This window comes from Chryseobacillus diguaensis (assembly GCF_049220665.1).
GTDB lineage: Bacteria > Bacillota > Bacilli > Bacillales > Bacillaceae > Metabacillus_B.
In genome coordinates this window covers 77463-101275 of the sequence record NZ_JBMKNV010000008.1, presented here as the reverse complement: position 1 = coordinate 101275, position 23813 = coordinate 77463, and the positions used below count along the sequence as shown (strand labels likewise).

Genomic DNA, 23813 nt, shown 5'->3' with positions numbered 1-23813 from the left:
ACTGCAGGCGTACGCCTTCCACGGGCGGTTTGGAAGCCTCCTCGTCGCTTCGCCCCATTCAACAGGCTTGCAAAATCTACATAATGCTTTAACATAGCTTTACATTAAAGTGAAGCTGTCCATTCCTCCACTGTCAGCACCTCTGACTGACGCGGAAAAACCTTTTCTGTCAGAACGCGGTGAACCTCGGGATCCCCGTCAAGGCAGGCGTCGGAGAGAATCTTAAGGCTGTAATCCTTATCTGCTGCTTCCCGCAATGTTGAGAGCACAACACCGCTTGTAGCGATGCCTGTGAGGATCAGTTCATTGACTTTAAGGCCGCGCAAAACGATCTCAAGATCGCTTCCGCTGAAGGCACTTACCCGCCGCTTTGTGACAAGCGGTTCATTCGGCTGCCGTTCAAGAGCCTCATGGATTTCGGTTGCCCATTCTGTTTCTGTCATTCTGCCATTCTTGCTGATGGCAGAGAACATTTTGTTCTGCGCTGGAACTTCAGGATAGCCTTCACGAAAGGCTACTCTGACAAAGATGACAGGGATATTGGCTTTTCTTGCTGCTTTGGCTGCCTTTTGGAAAGAAGTCAAGATCTCTGGCTGTTCTGCGTATCTTGAAACGATGCCGTTTTGAAGATCCATTACTAGGAGTGCTGCATTGGTGCCCATTGTTTTTCTTCCCTTCGTTAGTTAATTAAGTTAAGCATATCATCACGTATCCCGTTTCTACAAACAGCTTGGCGTAGGCAGGCCTAGAACGGTCAGGGCATCTCAGATTATTTCTTTAAATTGGGAGACAAGCCAGACGCGCAGGACTCTTTTTTCTTCATATGCTTTGATTTGCGGGTACTTCTGGCGGTAGTCAATGACATTAATGACGGCCGATGCTTTCCGAACGATGTTGTGCTGCCGGTACTGATTGTCGTTCATAAGTCTTCAGCAAAATCCTGCTTAAGCACCCAGCATCCTTCAAGCTTACCTGCTGTTTCAAGAGAAAACTGATCCGTTTCTTTCAGCAGCTGAAACGCTGAATACCAAAAGCCTTCCCTGACGATATTGCTTTTCCAAACCAGCAAATCATACGAAATACCGAACTGGCTCATGTTTCCAGATGCTCGCGGACGATGCGCAATTGGCTGATCATGATCCATCCTCCTCAAAAAATAAAAGCCTCTGTCTCTAAAAAGAGACGAAGGCTATTGCATTCGCGGTACCACTCTTGTTGTTAAACAGATGTTTAACCACTTCATCAAATAACTGTCTTTGCCGTGATTTCCTACTGCACAGTTCAGAAATTATCCTCATGGGTCCGGTTCGCTGTCAGCGGTGTACCTGCTCTCACCAACCCGGCTCGCTTGGACATATGCTAACAGCTACTCTCCCAATCCTCGGATTTAGAAAAATATTTTGTAATTAATATATCCGAAAAAAGGGAGAAGTCAATTTGGGAATAAAATTTTTAAATCTCAATGAATCGACAACTTTTTCAAGAAAATTATGAAGTCTTAAATCTCAATATTATTTGCTAATAATATGAAGTATAATTTACCTTAGTAAATAATATTTTTAAAACTGTAATAACGAAAGAAGTGACCAAAATGAAAGCGCATCTTATCCATATGAGAGATAAGCTAAATAATATAAATAAACGAAACCGATCCATTCGGTTATTAAAGATATATCAAAAATGGAGTTTTGATATTGCCTCGCTAGATACAATTGGCGGAATGGAGGAGGCTAACTCCATTGTAAATAAAGTTGTACAGCAGAAAACAAAAGGAAAAATCACCTTGCTCCATCCCTCACTAGAAGATGAAAAATCCATGAGTCTATCAAAAAAGCTTACAGATCTATACCGTCAAATAAAGGCAATGGAAGATGAGACAGGTGTCCGTGATTTTTATCTGGGATATCCTTTCCTATCTGGTACACTGCTCGACGGAACCTTTATTCAATCCCCTCTGTTCTTATTTCCCATTCGCTTAGAGAAAGACCATACCAATTCACAAAAATGGGTCTTGCAAATAGAAGATGGAGGGCCCCAACTAAATAGAACTCTATTTTTAGCGTTAAGAAAACTGAATAAGCTTAATTTTTCCGAAGATATCTTTGAAGAAGCAGCAACAATTGCTGGTTCCATAGATCTTTCTCAAGCTTCAGCTTTTTTAGAAAGGCTTCAGTTAAAAGCGGATTACACCCAAACAGGAATAAATAAATTAACAGAATACAAAACAAATGACCTTCCAGAGATTGCAAATCTGACATTGCTAGAAAATGCGGTCATTGGAGACTTTCCGCAAGGAGGATCTTCTATCGTTCGCGATTATGAAGAATTGATCACACTTTCAGAAACGAGTTCTCTCTCGTTGGTCGGTGAAATGATAAGTCCTGCAGATGATCCTTCAATTGAGGCAGGCGTTTTGCCAAGTGGTTTAGAGGAAGCTGAAGCTTCTAACAGTAAAGAGGACATCTTAAATTTATTACAAACTGATGGCTCACAGGAAGAAATTTTAAGGGAAGCCCGTATTCAAAAGGGTTTAGTCGTTCATGGCCCTCCTGGAACAGGGAAATCACAAGTTATAGTAAATCTCATTACGGACGCTCTTCATCGGAAGAAAAAGATACTCGTAGTATGTCAAAAACGGGCAGCTCTAGATGTTGTCTATCAGAGGCTACACAGTTTAGGGCTAACTGAGCATGTTGCCTTGGTACATGATGAAAAAGTAGATCGAAAAGCTCTTTATCATAAAATTTCAACTGTCTTAGAACATAATGAGGTGCAATTTGCAGAAGCAGTAGAAAACCTGATTGCTGTTACATCACGGTTGGATAATCAAGAGAAGCTATTAAATACAATTGCGAAGGCCCTTTACGAAACACAGTCACATGGTTTTAAGTTGTATGAGCTTTATGGAGTATCAACTCCAGTATCTGATACGGATCATATTATCTCCTTAGAAAGTGTATTTAACCGAATAACAAAAGAGTCTTTAAGGAACGTATCAGAGGCTGTATATACGTACGGTGAGTGGTATGAAAAGTTTGGATATGAAACGTATCCATTAAGGCATCGGAAAAGTTTTGCTGGGTTCAATATGAAAATGAAAATAGAAGCCATCGAAACATTAGAAGCATTAATTCAGAAAGCAAAAAAATCAGTAGATTTTATTAAGGCTTTGGATATAGAAAAAATAACTCCTGCCTACACATGGGAAGTACAGCATCGGCTTGATAAAATTTATCCAGATTTAGATGATCAACAAAAGAGAACATTGCAAGGCTTGAGAATTTTCTGGTGGACGACAATTACCGGAAAATCCATCATTGAAGAAATTACGCATGGTGAAAAATTTAAAGGAACTAGTTCTACGGAGTGGATAAAGGTAAAACAGTCATTAAAGATTATGCATGAATTAGGTAATATTACAAAATCGATGGCCAATGAAATAAAGACATTATCGGCATTTATACAGGATGAGCAAGTGCAAAAATTACAGGAACGTATTGCAGAAGGAGACATTCCATTAAAAGAGTTAGACCTGTTACTAGAGTATATCCATCGTGATTTTGAAGACCTGAAATTAATGGATGCATTTTGGCACCAGTCAAGTGACAATGTAAAAAGTGTTATTGAATTATTACAAAATAAGGAACTGAATAATGAAGAATCTCTTCCAAAATTATGGGTAGATATTTTTAAAAACTCAGCCTATATCCACTGGATTGATCAAATTGAAGAAAAATACCCAGAAGTCCAAAAAATATCGACGAACGAGTTTGTAAGAATTCGTGCATCTTTTGCCGCCCTTTTGGAAGAAAAACGGCAAGTTGCTGCGGAGTATTTAATACATGAGCTTACTGATAAAGTACATTCTGTACAGAAGCTTCAAGGAAAATCAACAAAGGAACTAAAACATCAGACGGGGAAAAAAAGAATGATATGGCCGCTGCGTAAACTGGTAAATGATTTTGCTGATAAAGGACTGGTTGATATTTTACCTGTATGGCTAGCTTCGCCAGAAATGGTATCTTCTATTTTTCCATTAACTGAGGGATTATTTGATATTGTTATTTTTGACGAAGCATCCCAGTTGACAGTGGAAAGCGGTATGCCAGCCGTTTATCGCGGTAAACAAATTATTGTAGCTGGTGATGAAAAACAGCTTCCGCCTTCAACTATGTTTCGAGCAGGTTATGCTGATGAGGAAGAAGAGGAAGAAGAGGAAGAAGCAAAGTTTGATACTGACGAATCAGTGAGTTTATTAAATCTGGCGAAACGGCGTTTTTCAGGAAAAATACTGCAATGGCATTACCGCTCAAAGTATGAAGAGTTAATCAACTTTTCTAATCACGCTTTCTATAACGGTTATGTGCAAATAGCTCCAAATGTTACACCTTATAAAGAGCCGCCTGCAATAATCTGGAAACGAGTGAACGGCAATTGGCTCAATCAATCGAACGAAGTAGAAGCACTAGAGGTAGTAGCGCAGTTAAAATATTTACTTCAGCACTATTCCAATAAAACGTTTGGCATAATAACTTTTAACGCCAAACAGCAATCTAAAATACAAGATTTAATTGACATTCAAGTATCGGAAGATGATGAATTCCGTACTCTTTACAGTGAACTCATGTCCCGTGATCTAGACGAAAGGTTATTTGTAAAAAATATTGAGAACGTGCAAGGTGACGAACGGGATATAATTATCTTCTCCATTGGCTATGCGAAAACAGAAGATGGAAAAGTATACAATCGCTTTGGATCGCTTAACCAAAAAGGCGGGGAAAACCGTTTGAACGTAGCTGTTACTCGTGCAAAAGAGGGTTCCATTGTAGTTTCAAGTATTGAACCGGAAGATTTGAATGTAGCTAACACTTCTGAACGCGGTCCTAAGTTGCTAAAGTCATATTTGAAGTATGCAAGAGCCGTGTCCGAAGGAAAGTTAGAAGATGTTCAAGCTGTTGTTCAAGAAGTTAACGAAGCTGTTAACACCCACGTAGTCCAACAGGATCTTCATTTTGACTCTCCATTTGAAGAGCAAGTGTATCAACAACTTAGAAACCTAGGATATGAGGTTACCACTCAAGTGGGAATGTCTGGATATCGAATTGATATGGCGGTTGTTCATCCAAATGATCGCTCAAGATATATTCTTGGAGTTGAATGTGATGGAGCTATGTACCACAGTTCCCCTAGCGCTAGAGAACGGGATGTTTATCGCCAAAGATATTTGGAATCTAGAGGCTGGAAAATTGAACGAATTTGGAGCAGGAATTGGTGGAAGAACCCGGTTAATGAAGTAGAGCGCATTGACCAAAGGATCAAGGAGATCGTTAGGAAAGAAGAAGTAAGAGCGGTTATTGGATGAATATAGGTAAGCAGCTTTGATTTTTTTAAGGCTGCTTGTTTTTTATTTGACCAAGTTAACGAAGGATATTGATTTTTGAGAGCTACTGATTAGAGTGGAAAGCGTACGCCTCGTATTGAAATCAACAGGCAAAATATAATAGAGCATTTTATTTAGAAATTGATTAATTAATATTCCGAAAAAAGGGAGAAGGAAATCTATATTTCCTTCTCCCTTTCTATCAATATTTAAACAATCAAACTCAAAAGCAATGTAAATCCTAGTCCGCAAACAGAGATGATCGATTCAAGAAGCGTCCACGTTGCAAATGTTTCTTTCATGCTGAGGCCAAAATATTCTTTGAACATCCAGAAGCCTGCATCGTTTACGTGTGAAGCAATCAAGCTTCCGGCTCCAGTTGCAAGCACCACAAGTGCAAGGTTCACGTCAGAGTGTCCGAGTATCGGGATTACTAGTCCTGCTGTTGTAAGAGCCGCAACCGTTGCAGATCCTAGAGAAACACGCAGGATCGCTGCGATCAGCCAAGCAAGAATGATCGGTGAAAGGGCGCTGCCATGGAAAAGTTTCGCTACATAGTCACCTACACCGCCATCGATCAGAACTTGTTTGAAGGCGCCGCCTCCGCCGATGATCAGAAGCATCATCCCGATTTGAGTGATAGCCGTTGTACAAGATGCCATAACCGTGTTAATTGGAATTTTTCTTGCAATTCCCATTGTGTAGACAGCTACTAATAGAGAGATCAGCATAGCTGGTGATGCGTCACCGATGAAACGGATAGCAACAAGCAGATTATTGTCCGCAGCACCTGTTGTTTTTTGAATTAAAGTAATAATTGTCGCAATAGACATTAAAATAACAGGAAGCAAAGCTGTTAATACGCTGACTCCGAAGCCTGGAGTTTCTTCAAGCTTGAAATGTTTTTGTTCTCCAAGTGAAGCAATACTGCCGGTTTTCGTGAAAGATTCTGGTACTAGTTTCTTCGCAATTTTAGTGAATACAGGTCCTGCAATGATAACGGTGGGAATGGCAATGATGAATCCGTAAAGAAGAACTTCACCAAGGTTTGCTCCATATTCTCCAGCAATCGCAGTTGGTCCCGGATGCGGAGGAAGGAAGCCGTGTGTAACAGATAGGGCTGCTGCCATAGGAATACCAAGGAACAGGATGGAAATCTTTAATTCTCTGGAAATCGCAAATACAATTGGAATCAATAGAACGAGTCCTACTTCGAAGAATAGGGCAACACCGATGATAAAAGAAGCTATAACAATAGCCCATTGAATATTCTTTTCACCAAATCGATTAACGAGAGTCATAGCGATCCGCTGTGCACCGCCTGAATCGGCGATCAGTTTGCCGAGCATAGCTCCAAGTCCGAAAATTAACGCTAAATGGCCAAGAGTTCCGCCGAGACCTGTTTCAATTGTTTTAACAATGTTTGCTACCGGTACTCCAAGTGCTAAAGCTACACCAAAAGATACGATGATCAATGAAACAAATGTGTTGAGCCTAAGGCCCATAATTAACAGCAGCAATACGAGAATTCCAACTGCAACAATGATTAATGGCATAATAATTTCTCCTTATAAGTTCAAATGAATTTTAAAATATTTGCCGGTTTTCCTTTGAAATCGATTTCAAAACTGTGTTTTGCCCTGCGCCTTTATCCAGAAGCTGCTGAGACATCCACAAATCTTCAACTTTCCCTTGCACATCGTCAAAATTTTGATGAAGTGACTGAATCATTAAGTTTCTGTCTTTCGATTGAATCGCTTCAATGTAAAGCTCGTGATTATCAAGGACTCTTTTAAAATCCTCATATTTTTCTTTGAAACGCACCCGCATCGATAAAAGAATTAAGCTTTCCATAACAGGCTTCAAGTTATTCCAGATCATGAGGATATAGGAATGGTTAATAGATCGAATAATCGTTTCGTGAAATAAGACATCCTGAAAAGAAAATTCATCCGCATCCCCATATTTGATGGCGATTTTCATCATTTCAAATATTTTGCTGAGACCTTTTACTAAATCATTCGTTTCTGCCTTTACGATGCGTTCGAATACAAAGGATTCAATCATCAGCCGGACATCATAAATTTCCTCGATATGCTTATCGGTTAAACCAGTGACAGCAGCACCCATCCTCTTTAATTGGACCATGTTTTCTGATGCCAGGATTTTCAGGGCATCACGAACAGGAGACCGGCTAACAGAAAAGTCTGCAGCGATTTTATTTTCAGAAAGAATGGTACCGCTTTCAATCAAGCCCGAAATAATGGATATTCTCAGTTCGCAGGCAATTCTTTCCCCAGCTGAAGCCTTTGAAAGCCATTTTTCAGGATATAAAAACTCCTCTTTAGCCATGAACTCCCTCCCTTTGTTATTATGCAAGTATACTTGTATACAAGTATTATAACCGGGATTTTAAATTTTGCAAGCGCTTTTATTTATTTTTTTGATCCATTTGACTTATGAGTGTTTAATCATGATGATTGAAATGAGGAAAATAGAAGGAGTTGAATCGATGAATTTAACATTCGAAATCATACCAGATGAAAAAGTGGAATGCTGCAGGGAGTTATGCAATGAACTGATGGCTTTTCAAAAGAAGCAAGCAGCGATTAAACCGGAATTGTTTGACACGATGAATTTCGACACTCGCATGGTTCCGTCAATTAAAAGTGCACTCCATAACTATATTGTCATAGTAAAAGATAATGATAAGTTAGCAGGTTACGTCTATTCCAACATTTCCCCTAAAGAAACTTACTCAAATGACTTTGCCACTTTTTTTGATCTCCAATCTGTTAATGGGAGTAATGTAGGCTGCTTATCTCAATTCTTCATTAAAGAAGAATACAGGCAGTATCGGATTGGTTCTGAGCTATTCCAAATGTCCATGAAATGGCTGGAACAATTTGAAGATGTAGAGGATTATTTTATTTTTGTTTCAAATGGCAACGATAACGCATTGGAATTTTATAAAAGAAAAGGATTTGCAGTGGAGCATGAGATCTTGGATGGTTTTATAACAGTACTGAGAAAAAAATCGGGTAAATGATTTTCATTTCCCTTTGAATTTGAAAAAGAATCTGAAGTCCTAAAGGATAAAGATCCCCCACACAGAATACATACCTATATAAAACTTACTTGGGGCAGCTTGACCTGTCCCATTTTGGAGTGTGAAAAAATGACTGAATCCATCATAAATGTAAACGGCCTTGTCAAAAAATACGGGAACTTTACAGCCGTAAACGGTGTGAGCTTTCAGGTCCAAAAAGGAGAAGTATTCGGAGTTCTTGGTCCAAACGGAGCCGGCAAAACCACCACCCTTGAAATGCTCGTCGGTCTCAGGAAGCCGGACGGCGGGTCTGCGGATATTGGCGGATTTGATGTTGTTCGGGATTTGAAAAAGGTGAAGGAAGTAATCGGGGTGCAGCTTCAGTCTACAACACTGTTTGAGCTGTTAACGGTAGAAGAAATCCTCCACCTTTATGCTAGTTTCTATAAAAAGAACATACCTATTCATCCGCTTATTGAAGATATGATTTTAACCGACAAAACGAATAGCAGGATTAAAAGCCTGTCCGGGGGACAGAAGCAAAGGCTTGCGATTGCCCTTGCTCTTGTGCATGATCCATGGATTATTTTTCTTGATGAACCGACGACAGGACTTGATCCGCAGGCAAGAAGAACGCTTTGGGATATTATTTTCAATTTAAAGGAAAAAGGGAAAACCGTTGTGCTTACGACACATTATATGGATGAAGCCCATGTACTTTGTGACCGGATTGCCATTATGGACCAGGGGAATCTCATTGCGCTCGATACCCCTGCAGAGCTAGTCCGAAGCCTGCATTCGGAAAATGCGGTGGAGTTCCGTTTTGAAGAAGAAACAGCAAAAATCGATCTTTCACTTCTGGATGGGGTGAAACAGGTAGGCGGACAGAAGGATGCGGCCATCCTTTATACAGATGACCTGCAGGCCACTTTAACGAGTCTTATCCAAACAGCGGCAGACCGCGGGGTTAAAGTAGCCGATTTGCAGGTTCGTACCGCAACACTTGAGGATGTTTTTATCCATATGACCGGAAGGAGTTTGAGGGAAGCATGAAGGCATATTGGCAGTTAACGTTAACCCAGCTGCGGATTTTTCTCCGCAACAGACAGGTCTTGTTTTGGACATTAGCGTTTCCAATCTTTCTCATGGTCATGCTTGGTTCCTTTTTGGGAAATGGCAGCAGTATGTCGGTTACGGTTGGAGTAGTGGACAAGGATCAATCGAGCGGATCCAATGCGTTTATGGAAGCTTTGAAAAGGAACAAGGCAATAAAAGTAGAGAATGCAAGCAAGGAAGATGCTGCATTAAAAGCCGTCAAAAACGGGAGCCTGCAAATGGCGTTGGTTATTCCTAAGGGATACGGTGAAAATCATGGAGACGGTGCTCCTTTCAAACTGCCTGTTTATTATGATGAGACAAATGCAACAGTTTCACAGGTTGGTTTGCAGCTAATAAACGGATCTGTTGATCAGATCAGCAAGCAGCAGGCTGCATACAAGCCAACTATTGTAACAGAGCCAAAGGGAGTTGAAACGCTGAACCTGAAATACATCGATTTCCTTGTCCCTGGAATTGTTGCCATGATGATTATGAACAATAACATGAACGGAGTGGCTGGACAGATTGCAGCCTGGAGAGAACGCGGGATTTTAAGAAGAATGCAAGGAACAACCTTGAAGGCATCAACGTTTATTGCAGCACAAATTACGGCCCGCCTCCTGCTGAATGGCCTGCAAGCCCTGCTTGTGCTGATTATCGCGCAATTGTTCTTTGGTGTAGGTGTGCGCGGATCGTGGCTTGAGCTGATCAGCTTCGTTATTCTCGGTACACTTGCTTTTATGGCTATTGGGTTTATTATAGCAGGTATTGCGAAAACACCGGAAAGCGCGGCGCCGATTGCTGGTTTTCTATCATTCCCTATGCTGTTTCTCGGCGGTGTTTTCTTTCCGATTCAAAATATGCCGGATTTTCTGCAGCCGATCGTATACGTTCTCCCCATCTCCCATCTCAGTCATGCATTGAGAGAGGTAATGAACGTCGGTGCTTCCTTCTTGACGCTGGGATCGGAATTCCTAATACTCGGGTGCTGGGCCGTAGGAGCTTTTATTGTCGCAAGCTTCACGTTTAAATGGGAATAGATAAGCGAAAATGTAGAAGAAAAGAGGTGAACAGTATGAGCAGCTGCAAAATCGATCATTCGCGGGAAGACGTTCTTCAGAAATTCAGCAGCCAGCAGGAATACCTGCCTCAAAAGCTTGCTGTTGATGTAGAGAGTTTGCTGAACAGGGAGCTTCACCAAGAGACGCTAAACGAGGTATTCCACCTGCTGAAAAAATATGATTTAACCTCTCAAGAGGAGCAGCAGGAGCGCAATGACAGATTGAACGGTATGATCATGAACAAAAAGACAGAATTCTAATTTGGATTCTGTCTTTTTTAATGGAAGGTCGATGGTGTTATCTTGAGAGCCCAGTGCATTATGTGTATAATCAACTCAATTAAAGCGGCAAATCTTAAAGGAGCCAGAGTGTTGAATATCGAATTAAGCAAAAAAATCATTGAAGACAGGTGCGGGAGTGTCTCTTATAAAAGAGGAGATGCCATCCGCCGTTCAAATAAAGTGAAATTTGAGGAGTACCGTGATGATGGATGCAGAGCTATGGTGCAGAGCACGGAAGAATTCTCTGTTTCGATAAACGCCATTCCAGAGGGCGGTTTTCAAGCTGAATGCAGCTGTCCTAAGCTTGTTTCCTTTAATCGGGACTGCCAGCATATCGCGGCAGTTTTACTAGCGTTAAAAGATTACCAATCTTCCAAAACGATTCCTGAGCTTCAATACGAAATTCCCTCTGCTCCTTATGACGGGCTTGCAGAAGGGCTTTTGAGGGTTTTTCATAGCCGTCCGATTCAGCAAGCGGCAGAGCTAAATTACTTTGAACAGCGAAAAGTACTGAATGCGTCTTTTCATTTACAGCCTGCTCTTGCTGAAAAGGATGCCTTTCTTTTTCAAATAAAAATAAAGATGCATTCCATAGAAATTCAGAATATCCGTGCATTTCTTGAGCAAGTCAAAGGCGGACATGCTATCCCGCTTTCCTCTTCCTTTACTTATGACCCTCGCCTTCATTGCTTTCCAAAAGAAACGGATGCTGTCATCCGCCAGCTTGTTCATATTATGGAGAATGAAAAGCTGGACCAGCATGACGGGGCTGCACTCATTTTATCCCCATTTGAATGGGACAGTCTTCTCACTCTGCTTGCGGCAGCGCACTTAGTGGAATTGAAGGTGAAAGGAAAGAACTATAAGGATTTCCATGTATCAGATAAACGCCTCCCTTTACGGTTTGATTTTTTTGAAGAAGGGAAGGGGTTTCAGCTGAAAACCGATGGATTAAGGAGCCTCACGCTTTTGCAGCCCTATCATTCAGCTTTGTTTGAAGGAAAGCTGTTTCAATTGAACGGAGAAGATTATGCGCGCTTAGCTGAATTATGCAGGGTCAACAAGGCGTCTGGCAGGGACGTGATCTCCATCCCGCCAGATCAGATGAACGTTTATCTGGATAAAGTGGTCCCAGGCTTAAGAAGGCTCGGAGAGGTAACGATTTCTGAAGCAATTTCGAGACAAAAGGCTGATGCTAAGTTTATGGCAAAGCTTTATTTGGATCGAATAAAAAACCGGATGCTTGCAGGTCTTGAGTTTCACTACGGCAATATCGTTTTCAACCCGCTGGATGAACGGGAGGTTCAATCCTTAACCATGCTGATCCGTGATACGGAGAAAGAGGAGATCATCTTAAAGCTGATGGAGGAAAGCTCGTTTGCCAAAACGGACAGCGGCTATTTTCTTCAGAATGAACTGCTCGAGTACGAATTTTTGTATCATGTTTTGCCTGTGCTTGAAAGGTTCGCTCAAGTGCATGCAACAACCGCGATTAGAACAAGAATTTTTAAAGAGCATCATGCTCCAAAAATCAGGGTGCTGGTAAAAAGAGAACGGACAAACTGGCTTGAATTTAAATTTGATTTGGATATCCCAGAAAAAGAGATCCGGGAAGTGCTTCAGGCATTACAGGAAAAACGGAAATATTACCGGCTTCGAAGCGGTGCGCTGCTGTCACTTGAAACGCGTGAGTATAAAGAAATTCAGCGGTTTCTAGCGGCGGCTCCTGTTCAGGAAGAGGATTTGTTAAAGGAGCTTGAGATGCCGTATATACAAGGGCTTCAGCTCCTTGATTCAGCGGAAACTGATTCCATCATGCTGGAGGAATCGTTTCATCAGCTCCTGAACAGCTTCCTTCATCCAAATGAGCTAGCTTTCCCTGTTCCTAAAAAGCTTGAACCAGTTCTAAGGGAATATCAAAAAAATGGCTACAAATGGATGAAATCACTTGCTGAAAATGGATTTGGAGGGATTTTAGCAGATGATATGGGTCTTGGAAAAACGGTACAGAGCATTGCCTACATTTTGTCTGAGCTTCCAGTGATCCGTGCTTCAAAGAAGCCTGTTCTGATTGTTTGTCCATCCTCTTTGTTATATAACTGGAAAAATGAAATTCAAAAATTCACTCCGGAGGTAAAAGCTTTAATTATTGACGGCAGTAAAAAGGAGCGGACCGAAAGCTTCGAAGACTCGGGAAGTATGGATGTCATCATAACCTCCTATCCGCTTGTGCGGAAGGATATACAGGAATATGAGAAACAATTCTTTCACACAGTCTTTTTTGATGAAGCTCAAGCCTTTAAAAATCCTCTCACACAGACAGCGAGAGCAGTAAAAAAAATGATGGCGGATCACCGGTTTGCTCTGACAGGGACGCCTGTAGAGAATGCCCGAGAGGAGCTGTGGTCCATTTATCATGTTGTTTTTCCCGAACTATTCTTGGGATTAAAGGAATTCAGCAGTCTTTCAAGAAAGCAGATTGCGCGGAGAATCCGTCCCTTTATGCTCCGAAGAATGAAGGAGGACGTGCTTTCAGAGCTTCCTGAAAAAATTGAGAGCATGGAAATCGTGGAATTATTGCCTGAGCAAAAGAAGCTGTACACAGCTTATTTAGCCAAGCTAAGACATGATACATTAAAGCATTTAGATAAGGATACCCTTCAAAAAAATAGGATTAAGATTCTGGCAGGCTTGACTAGATTGCGGCAGATCTGCTGTCATCCTGCGCTTTTTGTAGATGGCTACAGCGGGAGATCAGCAAAATTTGACCAGCTGATGCTCATTTTAGAAGAAGCAAAGCTTTCTGGGAGAAGGGTTTTGATTTTCTCTCAGTTCACGAAAATGCTTGAGCTGATCGGAAGAGAATTAGCGGTCCAAAGTCTGCCTTACTTCTATCTGGCTGGTCAGACACATTTGGAGGAACGGGTAGAACTGTGCAGCCGGTTTAATGCAGGCGAACGGAATCTTTTTCTTATTTCATTAAAAGCAGGCGGTACGGGTCTTAACCTCACTGGTGCGGATACAGTTATTCATTACGATACATGGTGGAATCCCGCCGTAGAGGACCAGGCAGCCGACCGTGCGCATCGAATGGGCCAAAAAAATGCGGTAAACGTAATCAAGCTTGTCACACGCGGCACGATTGAAGAAAAAATGAATGAGCTGCAGGAGAAAAAGAGGCTGCTCATTAAAGAAGTGATCGATTATAACGAAAAAACTGATTTTTCCCTTACAGAAGAGGATATAAAGGATCTATTGAGAATTTAGAGAAAATCATATAACAAAAGACCCCGCAACCCGGGGTCTTATTTTGCGGTAGGTCCATTATTTCCCATAAGCCATATCAGTTTACAAACCCAACAAAAAGGAGTAGGCTTATAAGCATTCACTCATTTTATACTTTTTATAACAAACTCGTATAAAATGTTGACGTATAAATAAGCTGAGCGTATTTAAAATAAGACAGGCATGCCGAAATGGATTCCTCAACGAATCATTTTTTATAAAACTACCTAGAGCTAAAAGAGGAGATTTTCAACGATGATTACACAAAAAACAAACGACTTTAACCAAATTATTAAAGGACGCCGTTCCATTAAAAATTATAATCCATCAGTAAAAATCAGCAAGGAAGAAATGACTGAAATCCTTTCCGTTGCGACAACTGCTCCATCTTCTGTTAATATGCAGCCTTGGCGCTTTCTTGTGATTGAGAGTCCTGAAGCAAAAACAACTCTTTTACCGCTTGCTCGTTTTAACCAAAACCAAGTCAAAACATCCTCTGCCGTTATTGCGATATTTGGCGATTTAAACAATTTTGAAAAATTTGATGAAATCTATGGAATGGCAGTCGAACAAGGTCATATGCCTCAAGATGTAAAAGACAATATTTTCTCATCCTTTTCAACCTATTTCGAAGCAATCTCCCGTGAAGATATGGAGGATGTTGTTCTTGTTGACGGCGGTCTTGTTGCTATGCAGATCATGCTTGCAGCCAGGGCTTATGGATATGATTCAAATCCAATCGGCGGTTATGAGAAAGATAAAATTGCAGAAGCTTTCGGTTTAGAAAAAGATCGTTACATGCCAGTTATGCTTCTTTCAATCGGAAAAGCAGCAGATGAAGGTCATCATTCTGTTCGCCTTCCAATTGAAAAAGTTGCACAATGGAAGTAAGGATGTAACCTATTTCGTTCAATCCAAAACAACCTGAGAGGATGAGGTAAAATGATTATTATTCATGCCGGATTACAAGTTAACCCAGCAAAACAAGAGGATTTTCTCAATGAAATTAAACCGCTGATCGCAGCATCACGTGAAGAAAGCGGAAATATCTCTTACGATCTTCATAAAGATACAGAAAAAGAAAATGTGTTTACAATGGTTGAGGTTTGGAAAGATGCACAAGCAGTAGCAAGCCATAATGAAACTGCGCATTTCACTTCATTCGTCAGCAGAGCAAAAGATTTCCTAACGTCACCTTTAGACGTAAAAGCATATGATGGGCAACCATTAGAAAGATAAGTATTCTTAAAGCAAGAGACCCAAATAAGGGTTCTTGCTTTTTTATTTAGGCTCTTTTTTACTAAACTTTCTTGCATGTTGAGGGGATTATTAATTTGAGCAAGAGTAATGCTATACTTAACGAAAAGATTCGAATTTTAAAGGAGTTTACCAACTAATGAAGTTTTTAAAATCACAAATGAAACAGCTTGTGAAAGACAATAAAGAGCTGCAAATCCGCGTAAAAGAGCTGATGGAAGAACACGACCTTGAGAAAAACTTTGCTCTCAAAGCTTTGTATCATTCAGAAGTGGCTGAAGGCGGAAAATATCAGTCAGCCTATCAAGCACTTGACTCGCCTAAAGGGTAGGTCATCTTTTTTTATGCATTAATAAGGGCTGAAATCGGTTATTCGTATAAAAGACAGATGAAATTTGTCAATAATACGGCTAGTTTTAATACGAACCAAACTTACCTTGTATACATATATTAACCATTTATCAGAGCGGCATTAACATTCTTGTCCCTTCTCTCATAAATTAATGTATTAATTGATTTCTGGAAAAAGGTGAGAGAATGATTGTTGAAGCTATGGCCATTCAAAATTGGAACCAGTTTCAGTCTATAGAATTTCAATTCCATCCTAGAATGACGGTCATTGTTGGGGAAAATGGTTCTGGAAAAACGACGATCCTTCAAATTATAAAACAGCTGTTTATTCAATGTCAGGATATAAAAAAAGACTCTTTCGAAAATAAAGAGACTATAGGAAACATTACTTTAGTTGGAAATAGTAAAATATTAATTTCTTCATCCAACCACTCTTTATGCCCTTATCCTTCAGTTAACATACATGTACCCACAATGCATCAGCTTTTGCAGGGAAGGTATATTCCTTCTAGAGAATGTCAATTGTCTCATCTAGATAAGGAATTAGATCTATTAAAAACTGATCCAGACTTGCTTGAAGCATTTAATATTGTTTTAGGAGAGCTTTTTCCTAAATGGTTTGGATTTTCTTCAATGAAAATAGAAGAGGATTCCATAGTATTAATAACCAAGAGCGGCTTAATAGACATAAACTCATTATCATCTGGCATTAATTATCTTATTTGTCTGAGCTGGCATATTTTTCACATGCAATATGGGAGAGAAGGTCCCTTTTTATTTTTAATTGATGAACTAGAGGCTCATTTACATGCTTCCTTACAAAGAAATATTTTGCAAAAATTGGTGAAAACGTTTCCTCAATTTCAATTCATTGTTTCGACCCATAGTCCCCTCATTGTTCATTCGGTAAAAGACACAGCTATTTTTGCTCTCACTTATGATGAAAAATTACGAGTAACCAGTAGAAAAATTGATTTTGTTCAAGAAAATATATCAGTTACTGCTATCTTAAGAGATGTCTTAGGTGTTACTGCCACTTATCCTATTTGGGTCGAAGAAGAATTAACTCAAATTACAAACCGGTACCGCGGTAAAGAGCTTAACAATAACGTTTACAAAGCCTTAAAAGAAGATCTGCAAAAATCCGGTTTGATTTCTATTTTTCCGCAAATTGTTAACCATCTTTATGGCGGTGAGCAAAGTTGATTTCACTTCATAAGAAGGAAAAACCTAATATTCTCAAGGAGAAGGAAGAGGCGTGGACCAACCTTTTATTGTCTTATGTAAAAGAAAAACAGAAAATTCCACCAAGTCTTTCTAAAAATTACCGCCATCCAGACATCAAAAAGGCTTTACTATCAGAGACACATGGAAAATGTGCATACTGTGAAAGCAGAATAACTCATATCGATTATGGAGATATTGAGCACATTTTGCCAAAAAGCAAAAATCCTGAGTTAACCTTCGCGTGGGATAATTTCACTATTTCCTGCAGAAAGTGTAATCAGAGTAAAGCAGATTATGATGATAAAAATCTTCCTCTTCTAAATCCCTATAAAGACTTTCCAGAACAGGAAATTTTCTTTCTGGGCCCCATTCCTTTTGCCAATCCTAAAAATGATCGAGCTCTTATTTCCTTAAAACGACTAAAGCTTGATCGGATGGAATTAATTGAAAAAAGAAGTGAATTTATCGAGCAGACACTATCACCTCTTGTCCAGCTTTATGAAAAAACACAGAATGAAGTGGTAAAAAAAGAAATTAAGCAGGATATATTAGCTTTAAAAGAACCGGCCAGTGAATTTTCTTCAATGTCGAAACAAATTTTAGAAAAGTATAAACTCATTTAAAGTATATTTATAAAGACTTTTTTCCCCGTAAACGCTCCCAGCTTCAAGATGCGTTTGGCGCACTTAAGCTAAATCTCACTGTATCGGATTTAGAAAAAATTGAAGGAGCCGTTCCCGCAGAAGCGGTCGCTGGAACTCGCTAAGCTGCTGAGCAAATGGGTTCACTTGGTGTTGAGTAATAGAAATGGCTGATCAATCCTTAACGAAAGAAACCATCCTGGTTACGGCGGAACAGGTGCATCGCCGATTTGGACCAGAGAAAACAAGTGTAGTTAATGTAGCAAGGGCACTAAATGCTAGTTCATGGAACCATCTATCGGAACTTCCAAAGCAAAGCATCTTTGTGAAGCTGTTGCTGAAAGATGGCTGCACAGTATTATAAAGCCTTTAGAAGCTGTTTTCAAAACAGACTGTTCTGCTTTAGAACGATTGCTTTTATGGATCAAGACATTGATTCATATAAAACATTCCTTGGTTAAAGAAGATCCTGAATATTTGCCATGTATACAACACTCGCTGAAGAATCTGTAAAAGTGATTAGCGCCCACATTGTGTTTAATTAATTGGTCAACTGATACCAATCATTGAAGAAGGAATGGCGATAAAGGAATTTAAATCATCAAACGCTCAAGCCATAGCGAGCGGTATTTTTATGGCAACTGCCCGATTTCATCATCCAGCCCATGCAAAGAGTGGGCATCACCCACCATCAATTAAGAATTGAAACGGTATGGAACGTTATTTTTTCTGGAATCATAAAAAAAAAGAAAATCCGATCACTGATTCATGGTGATCGGATTTTTTGTTTAAACTGCTCGATGTTATTCAAACTTAAAGTCTTACTTAATCTGTTTACATCTGCAAAAATATATGTTAATTTATATTTCGATAGATATCGAAATATAAGTGCTGTTTGGAAGGGATCTGAGGATTATGGATGAAAATCGAGAAATGCAGCAGGCTGTCAAAATATATAAAGCGCTTGGGGAGCCTACGCGCCTTCGAATTGCTGTGCTCCTTAAAGAAGAAAGCGGGCAATGCTGTTCAGCTCTTGGCAAAAAATTGGATAGCGTAGCGACTTCAACACTTTCCCATCATCTTAAACAAATGGCTGACTCTGGCCTTTTGACATCCCGCAAGGAGGGAACCTTTATCTATTACAGTCTGGATCATGAGGTAGCAGCGAAATTTGCTCCTTATCTGCTCAAATAATTTTTTCATTTTAATTTTGATATTTGCAGAAATATAAAAATAATAGAAAAGAGGCGTCATGCTTAAATGGAAGCTGCATGGAAGATATACGTATTAGCACTCATCAGTTTTTTAGTTGGATCCTCGCAGAACATCATCACAGGGATTTTGGATCAGATCGCAAGCAGCATGGGTATTACTGTTTTTGCAGCGGGTCAGCTTATCACGGTTTATTCATTGGCCTACGCAATCGGTACACCGATTATCATGGCGCTAACAGCTAAATGGGACAGGCGAAAGCTCCTTTTATATGGTCTCACAGTATTTACAGCGGCAAACCTGCTGATATATCTTCTCCCAGGATTCGAATGGTTTGTTGTTTCCCGCATTATCATGGCTTTAGGAGCCGGAACAGTTGTCGTTACAGCCCTTAGCATGGCAGCAAAAATTGCTCCTCCAGGAAAACAGGCAAGCTCCATCGCAACAGTTATCATGGGCTTTACTGCATCGCTGATCATCGGTGTTCCGCTTGGAAGAATGGTTTCTTCTGCTTTTGACTGGAAAATTGTCTTCCTTGGGATTGTTCTGATTGGGATCATCGGCATATTTGTTACGGCATTTACCGTACCCCGCGTGAAAGGTGACGCGCCTGTTCCGTTAGTGAAGCAGCTGGGCCTTCTTAAAACACCAAGGGTAGCCTTGGGTCTTTCCATCACCTTCCTTTGGCTTGGGGGCTACTCACTTGCCTATACTTACATTTCGCCATATCTTCTTGAAGTGAAAGGAATGAGCGGGGGATTGATCAGCAGCGCCCTGCTTGCCTTTGGGGTCGCAAGTCTGATCGGTTCTAAAATCGGCGGCTACAGTGCGGATAAAAAGGGAGTGCCATTCACGCTGATCAGCGGCATGCTCCTGCACATTGTTTCTCTTATCCTGCTTTCACTGGCAAGTCACTCAGCTCTTGCTGTATTTGCCTTTTTGATTTTATGGTCTTTTTCTGCATGGTCATCAGGACCTACACAGCAATTTAATCTAGTTTCCCTTGTTCCGGATTCATCTAGTGTCATGCTCAGCCTCAACCAGTCCACTATGCAGCTTTCTATGGCAGCTGGAGCGGGAATTGGAGGCATGATTGCCGGAAAGATGTCACTCGCTTCTGTGACATGGTTCGGCGCAGCAGCTGTTGCTTTTGCCATTCTCGCAGTTCTGCTCCTTTCCAGACACTTATCAGGCAATGCCAATGCCAGTGTCAGCGGAACTTTGCCAAAAAATCAGCCGGTCATGAATAAATCCCATTAAAAAAGATAATCATTTATCAGGTTCATTCTAATTATTTTTGTGCTAGTGCAGACTGCGCGATAACGGCAAGCCATCAGGCAACAATTGAAGGGTTTGCAAGAAGAGATGAAAGCAATCCGGCCAAAACCGCTGATTGCAGCACCAGTCGGACCGTATGGAGCTTTCCTTGCAGATGGCTAGGAATACACAGGCCGTTACAACGTTACACGTGAAACATTAGCTGAATTTCATAGGACAAGAATATCATCCATTATTAGGATAATCTGCCAAATAATTCCGGAACAAATTGAAAAAATAGCAAAAAAGTGGAGAACAGGTAACAAAATGATAAGAAATCAATAATAAAAAAATGGAATGGCATTCGAAAGAACGCTTAAAATATTAATGACTAAAGGGTGAGCCTAAGAACTCACCCTTTAGTTTTTCATCTATTTAAGTGAATGCAGCGGGAATACATCTGCAAATTTTAAGAAAAGATGCCATGAAGCTAATCTTTATAATGTTCCTTATTTTTCTCTGCAAAGGCCCCTAATAAGAATTCAAAAAACTGATATGATAAGATATATATGCGGAATTTAGTTTTACTTAAAGGAGTGGAAAATATTGGAGAGATTGTTAGACGAAGTCCTCAGCTTTAATCAAACATTTGTAGAACAAAAGAAATATGAGCCTTACATAACGTCGAAATTCCCTAACAAAAAATTCGTGATCCTTACTTGTATGGATACACGGCTTTTGGAGCTGCTTCCGGCCAGCATGAATATAAAAAATGGTGATGTGAAAATCATTAAGTCTGCCGGCGGTGTTGTTTCAACAGCATTTGGCGGCATCATGCGCAGTATATTAGTTGCCATTTATGAGCTTGGTGCAGACGAAGTTTTTGTAATCGGGCATTATGACTGCGGCATGAGCAACATCAATCCCGCAAAAATGAAGGAAAAGTTTAAAGAACGCGGCATTGATGATGGAACAATTCAGGTGCTGGAACATTCCGGCCTGTATATTGAAAATTGGCTAAAAGGCTTTGATGATGTTACAGAAGCTATTAAAGGAAGCGTCAGCTTAATTCGAAATCATCCGCTTGTTCCGAATGTCCCTGTTCATGGACTTGTCATTGATCCGGAAACTGGAAGACTTGAGCTTGTAGACGAAGGCTACGATAAATAATATAAAAAAGCGCAAGCGCCTTGAACAGCCCCGACAGCTACTTACAGAAAAACCTGCAAAGTCCGGTTTTGACTTTGTGGGATTTTCTGAAGTGACCTAAGATCGGGCTAAGCGCTGGAGCTAGATTCAGTTCACACACTGAGTTAAGAAATGATATAAATTCTGATAAAATTAAAAATGAGAAGGGAGGCACATTGCTGCCCTTCTCTTTTTGTATTGACACAAATCCCAGTATGTGTTATTTAATTAGTGGCTAGCACTCTATCATACCTGAGTGCTAACTTACCTTCAAATGCTTTAAAAGGAGAGGAAAACGTTCATGGAAAAAAAGCAGTTTAAAGCGGAATCCAAAAGGCTTTTGGAGATGATGATCAACTCTATCTACTCCCAAAAGGAAATTTTCTTAAGAGAGCTAATTTCCAATGCCAGTGATGCCATTGATAAAATTTACTACAAAGCATTAATTGATGATACCTTAACCTTTCAAAAAGACAGCTTCTACATAAAAGTAACACCTGATAAGGAAAACAGAACGCTGACAATTACCGATACAGGTATTGGGATGACAAAAGAAGAGCTTGAAAATAACCTCGGAACCATTGCGAAAAGCGGCTCGCTTGCATTTAAAAATGAGAACGAACTGAAGGATGGCCATGACATCATTGGCCAGTTCGGAGTTGGATTTTATTCTGCGTTTATGGCAGCGGATGCTGTTACTGTTATTTCACGAGCACTCGGAAGTGATGAAGGATACAAGTGGGAATCTGAAAATGCAGATGGCTACACGATCGAGCCTTATGACAAAAAGGATGTCGGTACAGAGATTCTTCTGAAAATAAAAGAAAACACAGAAGACGAAAATTACGACGAGTACCTTGATGAATACCGTTTAAAAGCCATTATCAAAAAATATTCTGATTTCATCCGCTACCCGATCAAAATGGACGTAACCGAAAGCAAGCCTAAAGAAGGCAGCGAAAATGAATTTGAGGAAGTAAAAGAAGAGCAAATTATTAACAGCATGGTTCCAATCTGGAGAAAGAACAAAAGCGAGCTTACGCCAGAAGACTATGAGAACTTTTACGCTGAAAAGCGTTACGGTTTTGACAAACCGCTGAAGCATATTCATGTAAGTGTCGACGGTGCTGTCCGCTACAATGCAATCCTCTTTATTCCTGAACAAATGCCCTATGATTATTACTCAAAGGAATTTGAAAAAGGTCTTGAGCTTTATTCAAGCGGCGTACTGATTATGGAGAAATGTGCGGACCTGCTTCCTGATTACTTCAGTTTTGTCAAAGGGATGGTTGATTCGGAAGATCTATCCTTAAACATTTCAAGGGAGATCCTCCAGCAGGACAAGCAATTGAAGTTTATTGCAAAAAACATAAAAAATAAAATTAAAAGAGAACTCGAAAGCCTGCTAAAAGAGGACCGCGAGAAATACGAAAAATTCTACGAAGCTTTTGGAAGACAGCTAAAATACGGAGTTTACAGTGATTTCGGCACCAACAAAGAAGATCTTCAAAACCTGTTGATGTTCTGCTCATCCAAAGAGAAAAAGCTCGTAACGCTTGATGAATATGTGTCCAGAATGCCTGAGGAGCAAAAATATATTTACTATGCTTCAGGAGAAAGCAATGAACGTATCGAAAAGCTTCCTCAGACAGAAGCAGTGGCAGAAGAAGGCTATGAAATTCTTTACTTCACTGATGAAGTGGACGAATTTGCGATCAGAATGCTTATGACCTACAAGGAAAAAGAATTCAGATCCGTGTCCAGCAGTGATTTAGGAATTGAACGAAAAGAAACTGAAGCAGATCAGGATACGAAAGCGAACGAAAACAAAGAACTGTTCCAATCTATGAGAGAATTGCTTTCAGGAAAAGTAAAGGATGTCAGAATCTCCAAACGTTTGAAATCACATCCTGTCTGTTTCTCTACTGATGGCGAAGTATCCATTGAAATGGAAAAAATTCTGAATGCCATGCCGAATAACCAAAACGTTCAGGCCGAAAAAGTATTGGAGATCAACACAGACCATGAAGTGTTCCAGTCATTGAAAGATGCCTATGAAAAAGACAAAGAAAAATTAGGTTTGTATACAAATCTTCTTTACAACCAGGCGCTTCTTATTGAAGGACTTCCAATCAGTGATCCGGTTGAATTTACAAATGATATTTGCAAGATAATGGTTTGATTTTATGGGGAACCTGGCTCTGTTGAGTCAGGTTTTTTTGTGGCTCTGTCCCTTCCAAAACCAGTGGCCTGGCCCTTCATTCGCTAATTCACTAAAGGACTGTCCCCAAAGCTCTGAATCCTTGCAAGATAAGGGTTTAAATGGTTTAGCCTCTGTCCTCTTTTACGGTAAAGGAATAAGGGACAGGGCTTCAATGTACAACACCTGACCCCCAATCAATTAAAGGATGAAAGCTCTGTCCCCAAATCGTACACTTGCTTAGAATAAAGGGTTGAATGAACCTGCCCTCTGTCCCTTGTCAGTTTAACGTACTGAAGGACAGGGCCTGCCACTATAGTGGGGAC

Annotated in this window: 22 protein-coding genes, 1 pseudogene and 1 other annotated feature; of the genes and pseudogenes, 18 read left to right on the top strand and 5 right to left on the bottom strand. The window is 40.3% G+C overall.

The features are described from left to right. Nucleotides 1-104: 104 nt before the first annotated feature. The 3 genes from ACOT8F_RS13770 to ACOT8F_RS13760 form a co-directional block, all read right to left on the bottom strand. Nucleotides 105-662 carry a cysteine hydrolase family protein gene (locus tag ACOT8F_RS13770; protein WP_421652510.1) on the bottom strand — a complete coding sequence of 186 codons (558 nt, stop codon included), beginning with the start codon at nucleotides 660-662 and terminating at the stop codon, nucleotides 105-107. A 102-nt stretch (nucleotides 663-764) separates the two neighbouring features. Further along, complete coding sequence (locus ACOT8F_RS13765) at nucleotides 765-923, bottom strand: hypothetical protein (protein ID WP_421652509.1); 159 nt, start codon at nucleotides 921-923, stop codon at nucleotides 765-767. Further along, nucleotides 920-1144, bottom strand: a complete 225-nt coding sequence (locus tag ACOT8F_RS13760) for a hypothetical protein (protein ID WP_421652508.1) — start codon at nucleotides 1142-1144, stop codon at nucleotides 920-922. The genes ACOT8F_RS13765 and ACOT8F_RS13760 overlap by 4 nt, the downstream gene beginning before the upstream one ends. 31 nt (nucleotides 1145-1175) lie before the next feature. Then, nucleotides 1176-1391: a binding site (T-box leader), on the bottom strand. Nucleotides 1392-1591: 200 nt separating this feature from the next. Here ACOT8F_RS13760 and ACOT8F_RS13755 point away from each other — a divergent pair. Next, on the top strand, nucleotides 1592-5362 hold the full coding sequence (locus ACOT8F_RS13755) for an AAA domain-containing protein (RefSeq protein ID WP_421652507.1): 3771 nt from the start codon (nucleotides 1592-1594) through the stop codon (nucleotides 5360-5362). 227 nt (nucleotides 5363-5589) lie between these two features. Here ACOT8F_RS13755 and ACOT8F_RS13750 read toward each other — a convergent pair whose 3' ends face one another. After that, the gene (locus tag ACOT8F_RS13750; RefSeq protein WP_421652506.1) at nucleotides 5590-6936 is read right to left on the bottom strand and encodes a GntP family permease; all 1347 of its coding nucleotides are present in this window, start codon (nucleotides 6934-6936) and stop codon (nucleotides 5590-5592) included. A gap of 31 nt (nucleotides 6937-6967) precedes the next feature. Further along, nucleotides 6968-7732, bottom strand: a complete 765-nt coding sequence (locus ACOT8F_RS13745; RefSeq protein WP_421652505.1) for a GntR family transcriptional regulator — start codon at nucleotides 7730-7732, stop codon at nucleotides 6968-6970. Nucleotides 7733-7892: 160 nt separating this feature from the next. On the opposite strand from ACOT8F_RS13745, the gene ACOT8F_RS13740 reads away from it, so the two are divergent. The 17 genes and pseudogenes from ACOT8F_RS13740 (at nucleotide 7893) to htpG (ending at nucleotide 23469) form a co-directional block, all read left to right on the top strand. Beyond that, nucleotides 7893-8429 carry a GNAT family N-acetyltransferase gene (locus ACOT8F_RS13740; RefSeq protein ID WP_421652504.1) on the top strand — a complete coding sequence of 179 codons (537 nt, stop codon included), beginning with the start codon at nucleotides 7893-7895 and terminating at the stop codon, nucleotides 8427-8429. Nucleotides 8430-8558: 129 nt separating this feature from the next. Next, the gene (locus tag ACOT8F_RS13735; RefSeq protein WP_421652503.1) at nucleotides 8559-9482 is read left to right on the top strand and encodes an ABC transporter ATP-binding protein; all 924 of its coding nucleotides are present in this window, start codon (nucleotides 8559-8561) and stop codon (nucleotides 9480-9482) included. Beyond that, entirely contained in the window at nucleotides 9479-10567 is a 1089-nt protein-coding gene (locus ACOT8F_RS13730) for an ABC transporter permease (protein ID WP_421652502.1), read from the top strand. Before ACOT8F_RS13735 ends, ACOT8F_RS13730 begins: the two co-directional genes overlap by 4 nt. 35 nt (nucleotides 10568-10602) lie before the next feature. Then, nucleotides 10603-10848, top strand: a complete 246-nt coding sequence (locus ACOT8F_RS13725) for a hypothetical protein (RefSeq protein ID WP_421652501.1) — start codon at nucleotides 10603-10605, stop codon at nucleotides 10846-10848. Nucleotides 10849-10959: 111 nt separating this feature from the next. Then, nucleotides 10960-14136: a DEAD/DEAH box helicase gene (locus ACOT8F_RS13720; RefSeq protein WP_421652500.1), complete on the top strand. Its 3177-nt coding sequence runs from the start codon at nucleotides 10960-10962 to the stop codon at nucleotides 14134-14136. Between the two features lie 273 nt (nucleotides 14137-14409). Continuing rightward, nucleotides 14410-15045: a nitroreductase family protein gene (locus ACOT8F_RS13715; RefSeq protein ID WP_421652499.1), complete on the top strand. Its 636-nt coding sequence runs from the start codon at nucleotides 14410-14412 to the stop codon at nucleotides 15043-15045. A gap of 51 nt (nucleotides 15046-15096) precedes the next feature. Next, on the top strand, nucleotides 15097-15393 hold the full coding sequence (locus ACOT8F_RS13710) for a putative quinol monooxygenase (protein WP_421652498.1): 297 nt from the start codon (nucleotides 15097-15099) through the stop codon (nucleotides 15391-15393). 157 nt (nucleotides 15394-15550) lie between these two features. Further along, on the top strand, nucleotides 15551-15742 hold the full coding sequence (locus tag ACOT8F_RS13705; RefSeq protein ID WP_421652497.1) for a hypothetical protein: 192 nt from the start codon (nucleotides 15551-15553) through the stop codon (nucleotides 15740-15742). Between the two features lie 206 nt (nucleotides 15743-15948). Continuing rightward, a complete protein-coding gene (locus ACOT8F_RS13700; RefSeq protein ID WP_421652496.1) occupies nucleotides 15949-16968 on the top strand; it encodes an AAA family ATPase in 1020 nt (339 codons plus the stop codon). Next, nucleotides 16965-17612 (top strand): HNH endonuclease, encoded by a 648-nt coding sequence (locus ACOT8F_RS13695; RefSeq protein ID WP_421652495.1) that lies wholly within the window; start codon nucleotides 16965-16967, stop codon nucleotides 17610-17612. The genes ACOT8F_RS13700 and ACOT8F_RS13695 overlap by 4 nt, the downstream gene beginning before the upstream one ends. Before the next feature lie 184 nt (nucleotides 17613-17796). Beyond that, entirely contained in the window at nucleotides 17797-17994 is a 198-nt protein-coding gene (locus tag ACOT8F_RS13690) for a hypothetical protein (protein WP_421652493.1), read from the top strand. 213 nt (nucleotides 17995-18207) lie between these two features. After that, nucleotides 18208-18336 (top strand): hypothetical protein, encoded by a 129-nt coding sequence (locus ACOT8F_RS13685; protein WP_421652492.1) that lies wholly within the window; start codon nucleotides 18208-18210, stop codon nucleotides 18334-18336. Nucleotides 18337-18545: 209 nt separating this feature from the next. Further along, complete coding sequence (locus tag ACOT8F_RS13680; RefSeq protein ID WP_421652491.1) at nucleotides 18546-18824, top strand: ArsR/SmtB family transcription factor; 279 nt, start codon at nucleotides 18546-18548, stop codon at nucleotides 18822-18824. Nucleotides 18825-18890: 66 nt separating this feature from the next. Next, entirely contained in the window at nucleotides 18891-20102 is a 1212-nt protein-coding gene (locus ACOT8F_RS13675) for an MFS transporter (protein ID WP_421652490.1), read from the top strand. 8 nt (nucleotides 20103-20110) lie between these two features. Further along, nucleotides 20111-20357 (top strand): annotated as a pseudogene (locus tag ACOT8F_RS13670) (homocysteine S-methyltransferase family protein); the annotation flags it as partial. A 357-nt stretch (nucleotides 20358-20714) separates the two neighbouring features. Next, entirely contained in the window at nucleotides 20715-21269 is a 555-nt protein-coding gene (locus tag ACOT8F_RS13665; RefSeq protein ID WP_421652582.1) for a beta-class carbonic anhydrase, read from the top strand. Between the two features lie 319 nt (nucleotides 21270-21588). Continuing rightward, nucleotides 21589-23469, top strand: coding sequence for a molecular chaperone HtpG (gene htpG / locus ACOT8F_RS13660; RefSeq protein WP_421652489.1), 1881 nt, complete (start codon nucleotides 21589-21591; stop codon nucleotides 23467-23469). The last annotated feature ends 344 nt before the right edge of the window (nucleotides 23470-23813 follow it).

Excerpts from the sequence above, each read along its gene's own strand:
- ACOT8F_RS13750 (WP_421652506.1), bottom strand. The coding sequence starts at position 6,936 with ATGCCATTAATCATTGTTGCAGTTGGAATTCTCGTATTGCTGCTGTTA.
- ACOT8F_RS13700 (WP_421652496.1), top strand. The coding sequence starts at position 15,949 with ATGATTGTTGAAGCTATGGCCATTCAAAATTGGAACCAGTTTCAGTCT.
- ACOT8F_RS13690 (WP_421652493.1), top strand. The coding sequence starts at position 17,797 with ATGGCTGATCAATCCTTAACGAAAGAAACCATCCTGGTTACGGCGGAA.
- ACOT8F_RS13725 (WP_421652501.1), top strand. The coding sequence starts at position 10,603 with ATGAGCAGCTGCAAAATCGATCATTCGCGGGAAGACGTTCTTCAGAAA.
- ACOT8F_RS13745 (WP_421652505.1), bottom strand. The coding sequence starts at position 7,732 with ATGGCTAAAGAGGAGTTTTTATATCCTGAAAAATGGCTTTCAAAGGCT.
- htpG (WP_421652489.1), top strand. The coding sequence starts at position 21,589 with ATGGAAAAAAAGCAGTTTAAAGCGGAATCCAAAAGGCTTTTGGAGATG.
- ACOT8F_RS13765 (WP_421652509.1), bottom strand. The coding sequence starts at position 923 with ATGAACGACAATCAGTACCGGCAGCACAACATCGTTCGGAAAGCATCG.
- ACOT8F_RS13715 (WP_421652499.1), top strand. The coding sequence starts at position 14,410 with ATGATTACACAAAAAACAAACGACTTTAACCAAATTATTAAAGGACGC.
- ACOT8F_RS13730 (WP_421652502.1), top strand. The coding sequence starts at position 9,479 with ATGAAGGCATATTGGCAGTTAACGTTAACCCAGCTGCGGATTTTTCTC.
- ACOT8F_RS13735 (WP_421652503.1), top strand. The coding sequence starts at position 8,559 with ATGACTGAATCCATCATAAATGTAAACGGCCTTGTCAAAAAATACGGG.
- ACOT8F_RS13770 (WP_421652510.1), bottom strand. The coding sequence starts at position 662 with ATGGGCACCAATGCAGCACTCCTAGTAATGGATCTTCAAAACGGCATC.
- ACOT8F_RS13705 (WP_421652497.1), top strand. The coding sequence starts at position 15,551 with ATGAAGTTTTTAAAATCACAAATGAAACAGCTTGTGAAAGACAATAAA.
- ACOT8F_RS13740 (WP_421652504.1), top strand. The coding sequence starts at position 7,893 with ATGAATTTAACATTCGAAATCATACCAGATGAAAAAGTGGAATGCTGC.
- ACOT8F_RS13680 (WP_421652491.1), top strand. The coding sequence starts at position 18,546 with ATGGATGAAAATCGAGAAATGCAGCAGGCTGTCAAAATATATAAAGCG.
- ACOT8F_RS13685 (WP_421652492.1), top strand. The coding sequence starts at position 18,208 with ATGGCGATAAAGGAATTTAAATCATCAAACGCTCAAGCCATAGCGAGC.
- ACOT8F_RS13710 (WP_421652498.1), top strand. The coding sequence starts at position 15,097 with ATGATTATTATTCATGCCGGATTACAAGTTAACCCAGCAAAACAAGAG.
- ACOT8F_RS13760 (WP_421652508.1), bottom strand. The coding sequence starts at position 1,144 with ATGGATCATGATCAGCCAATTGCGCATCGTCCGCGAGCATCTGGAAAC.
- ACOT8F_RS13755 (WP_421652507.1), top strand. The coding sequence starts at position 1,592 with ATGAAAGCGCATCTTATCCATATGAGAGATAAGCTAAATAATATAAAT.
- ACOT8F_RS13675 (WP_421652490.1), top strand. The coding sequence starts at position 18,891 with ATGGAAGCTGCATGGAAGATATACGTATTAGCACTCATCAGTTTTTTA.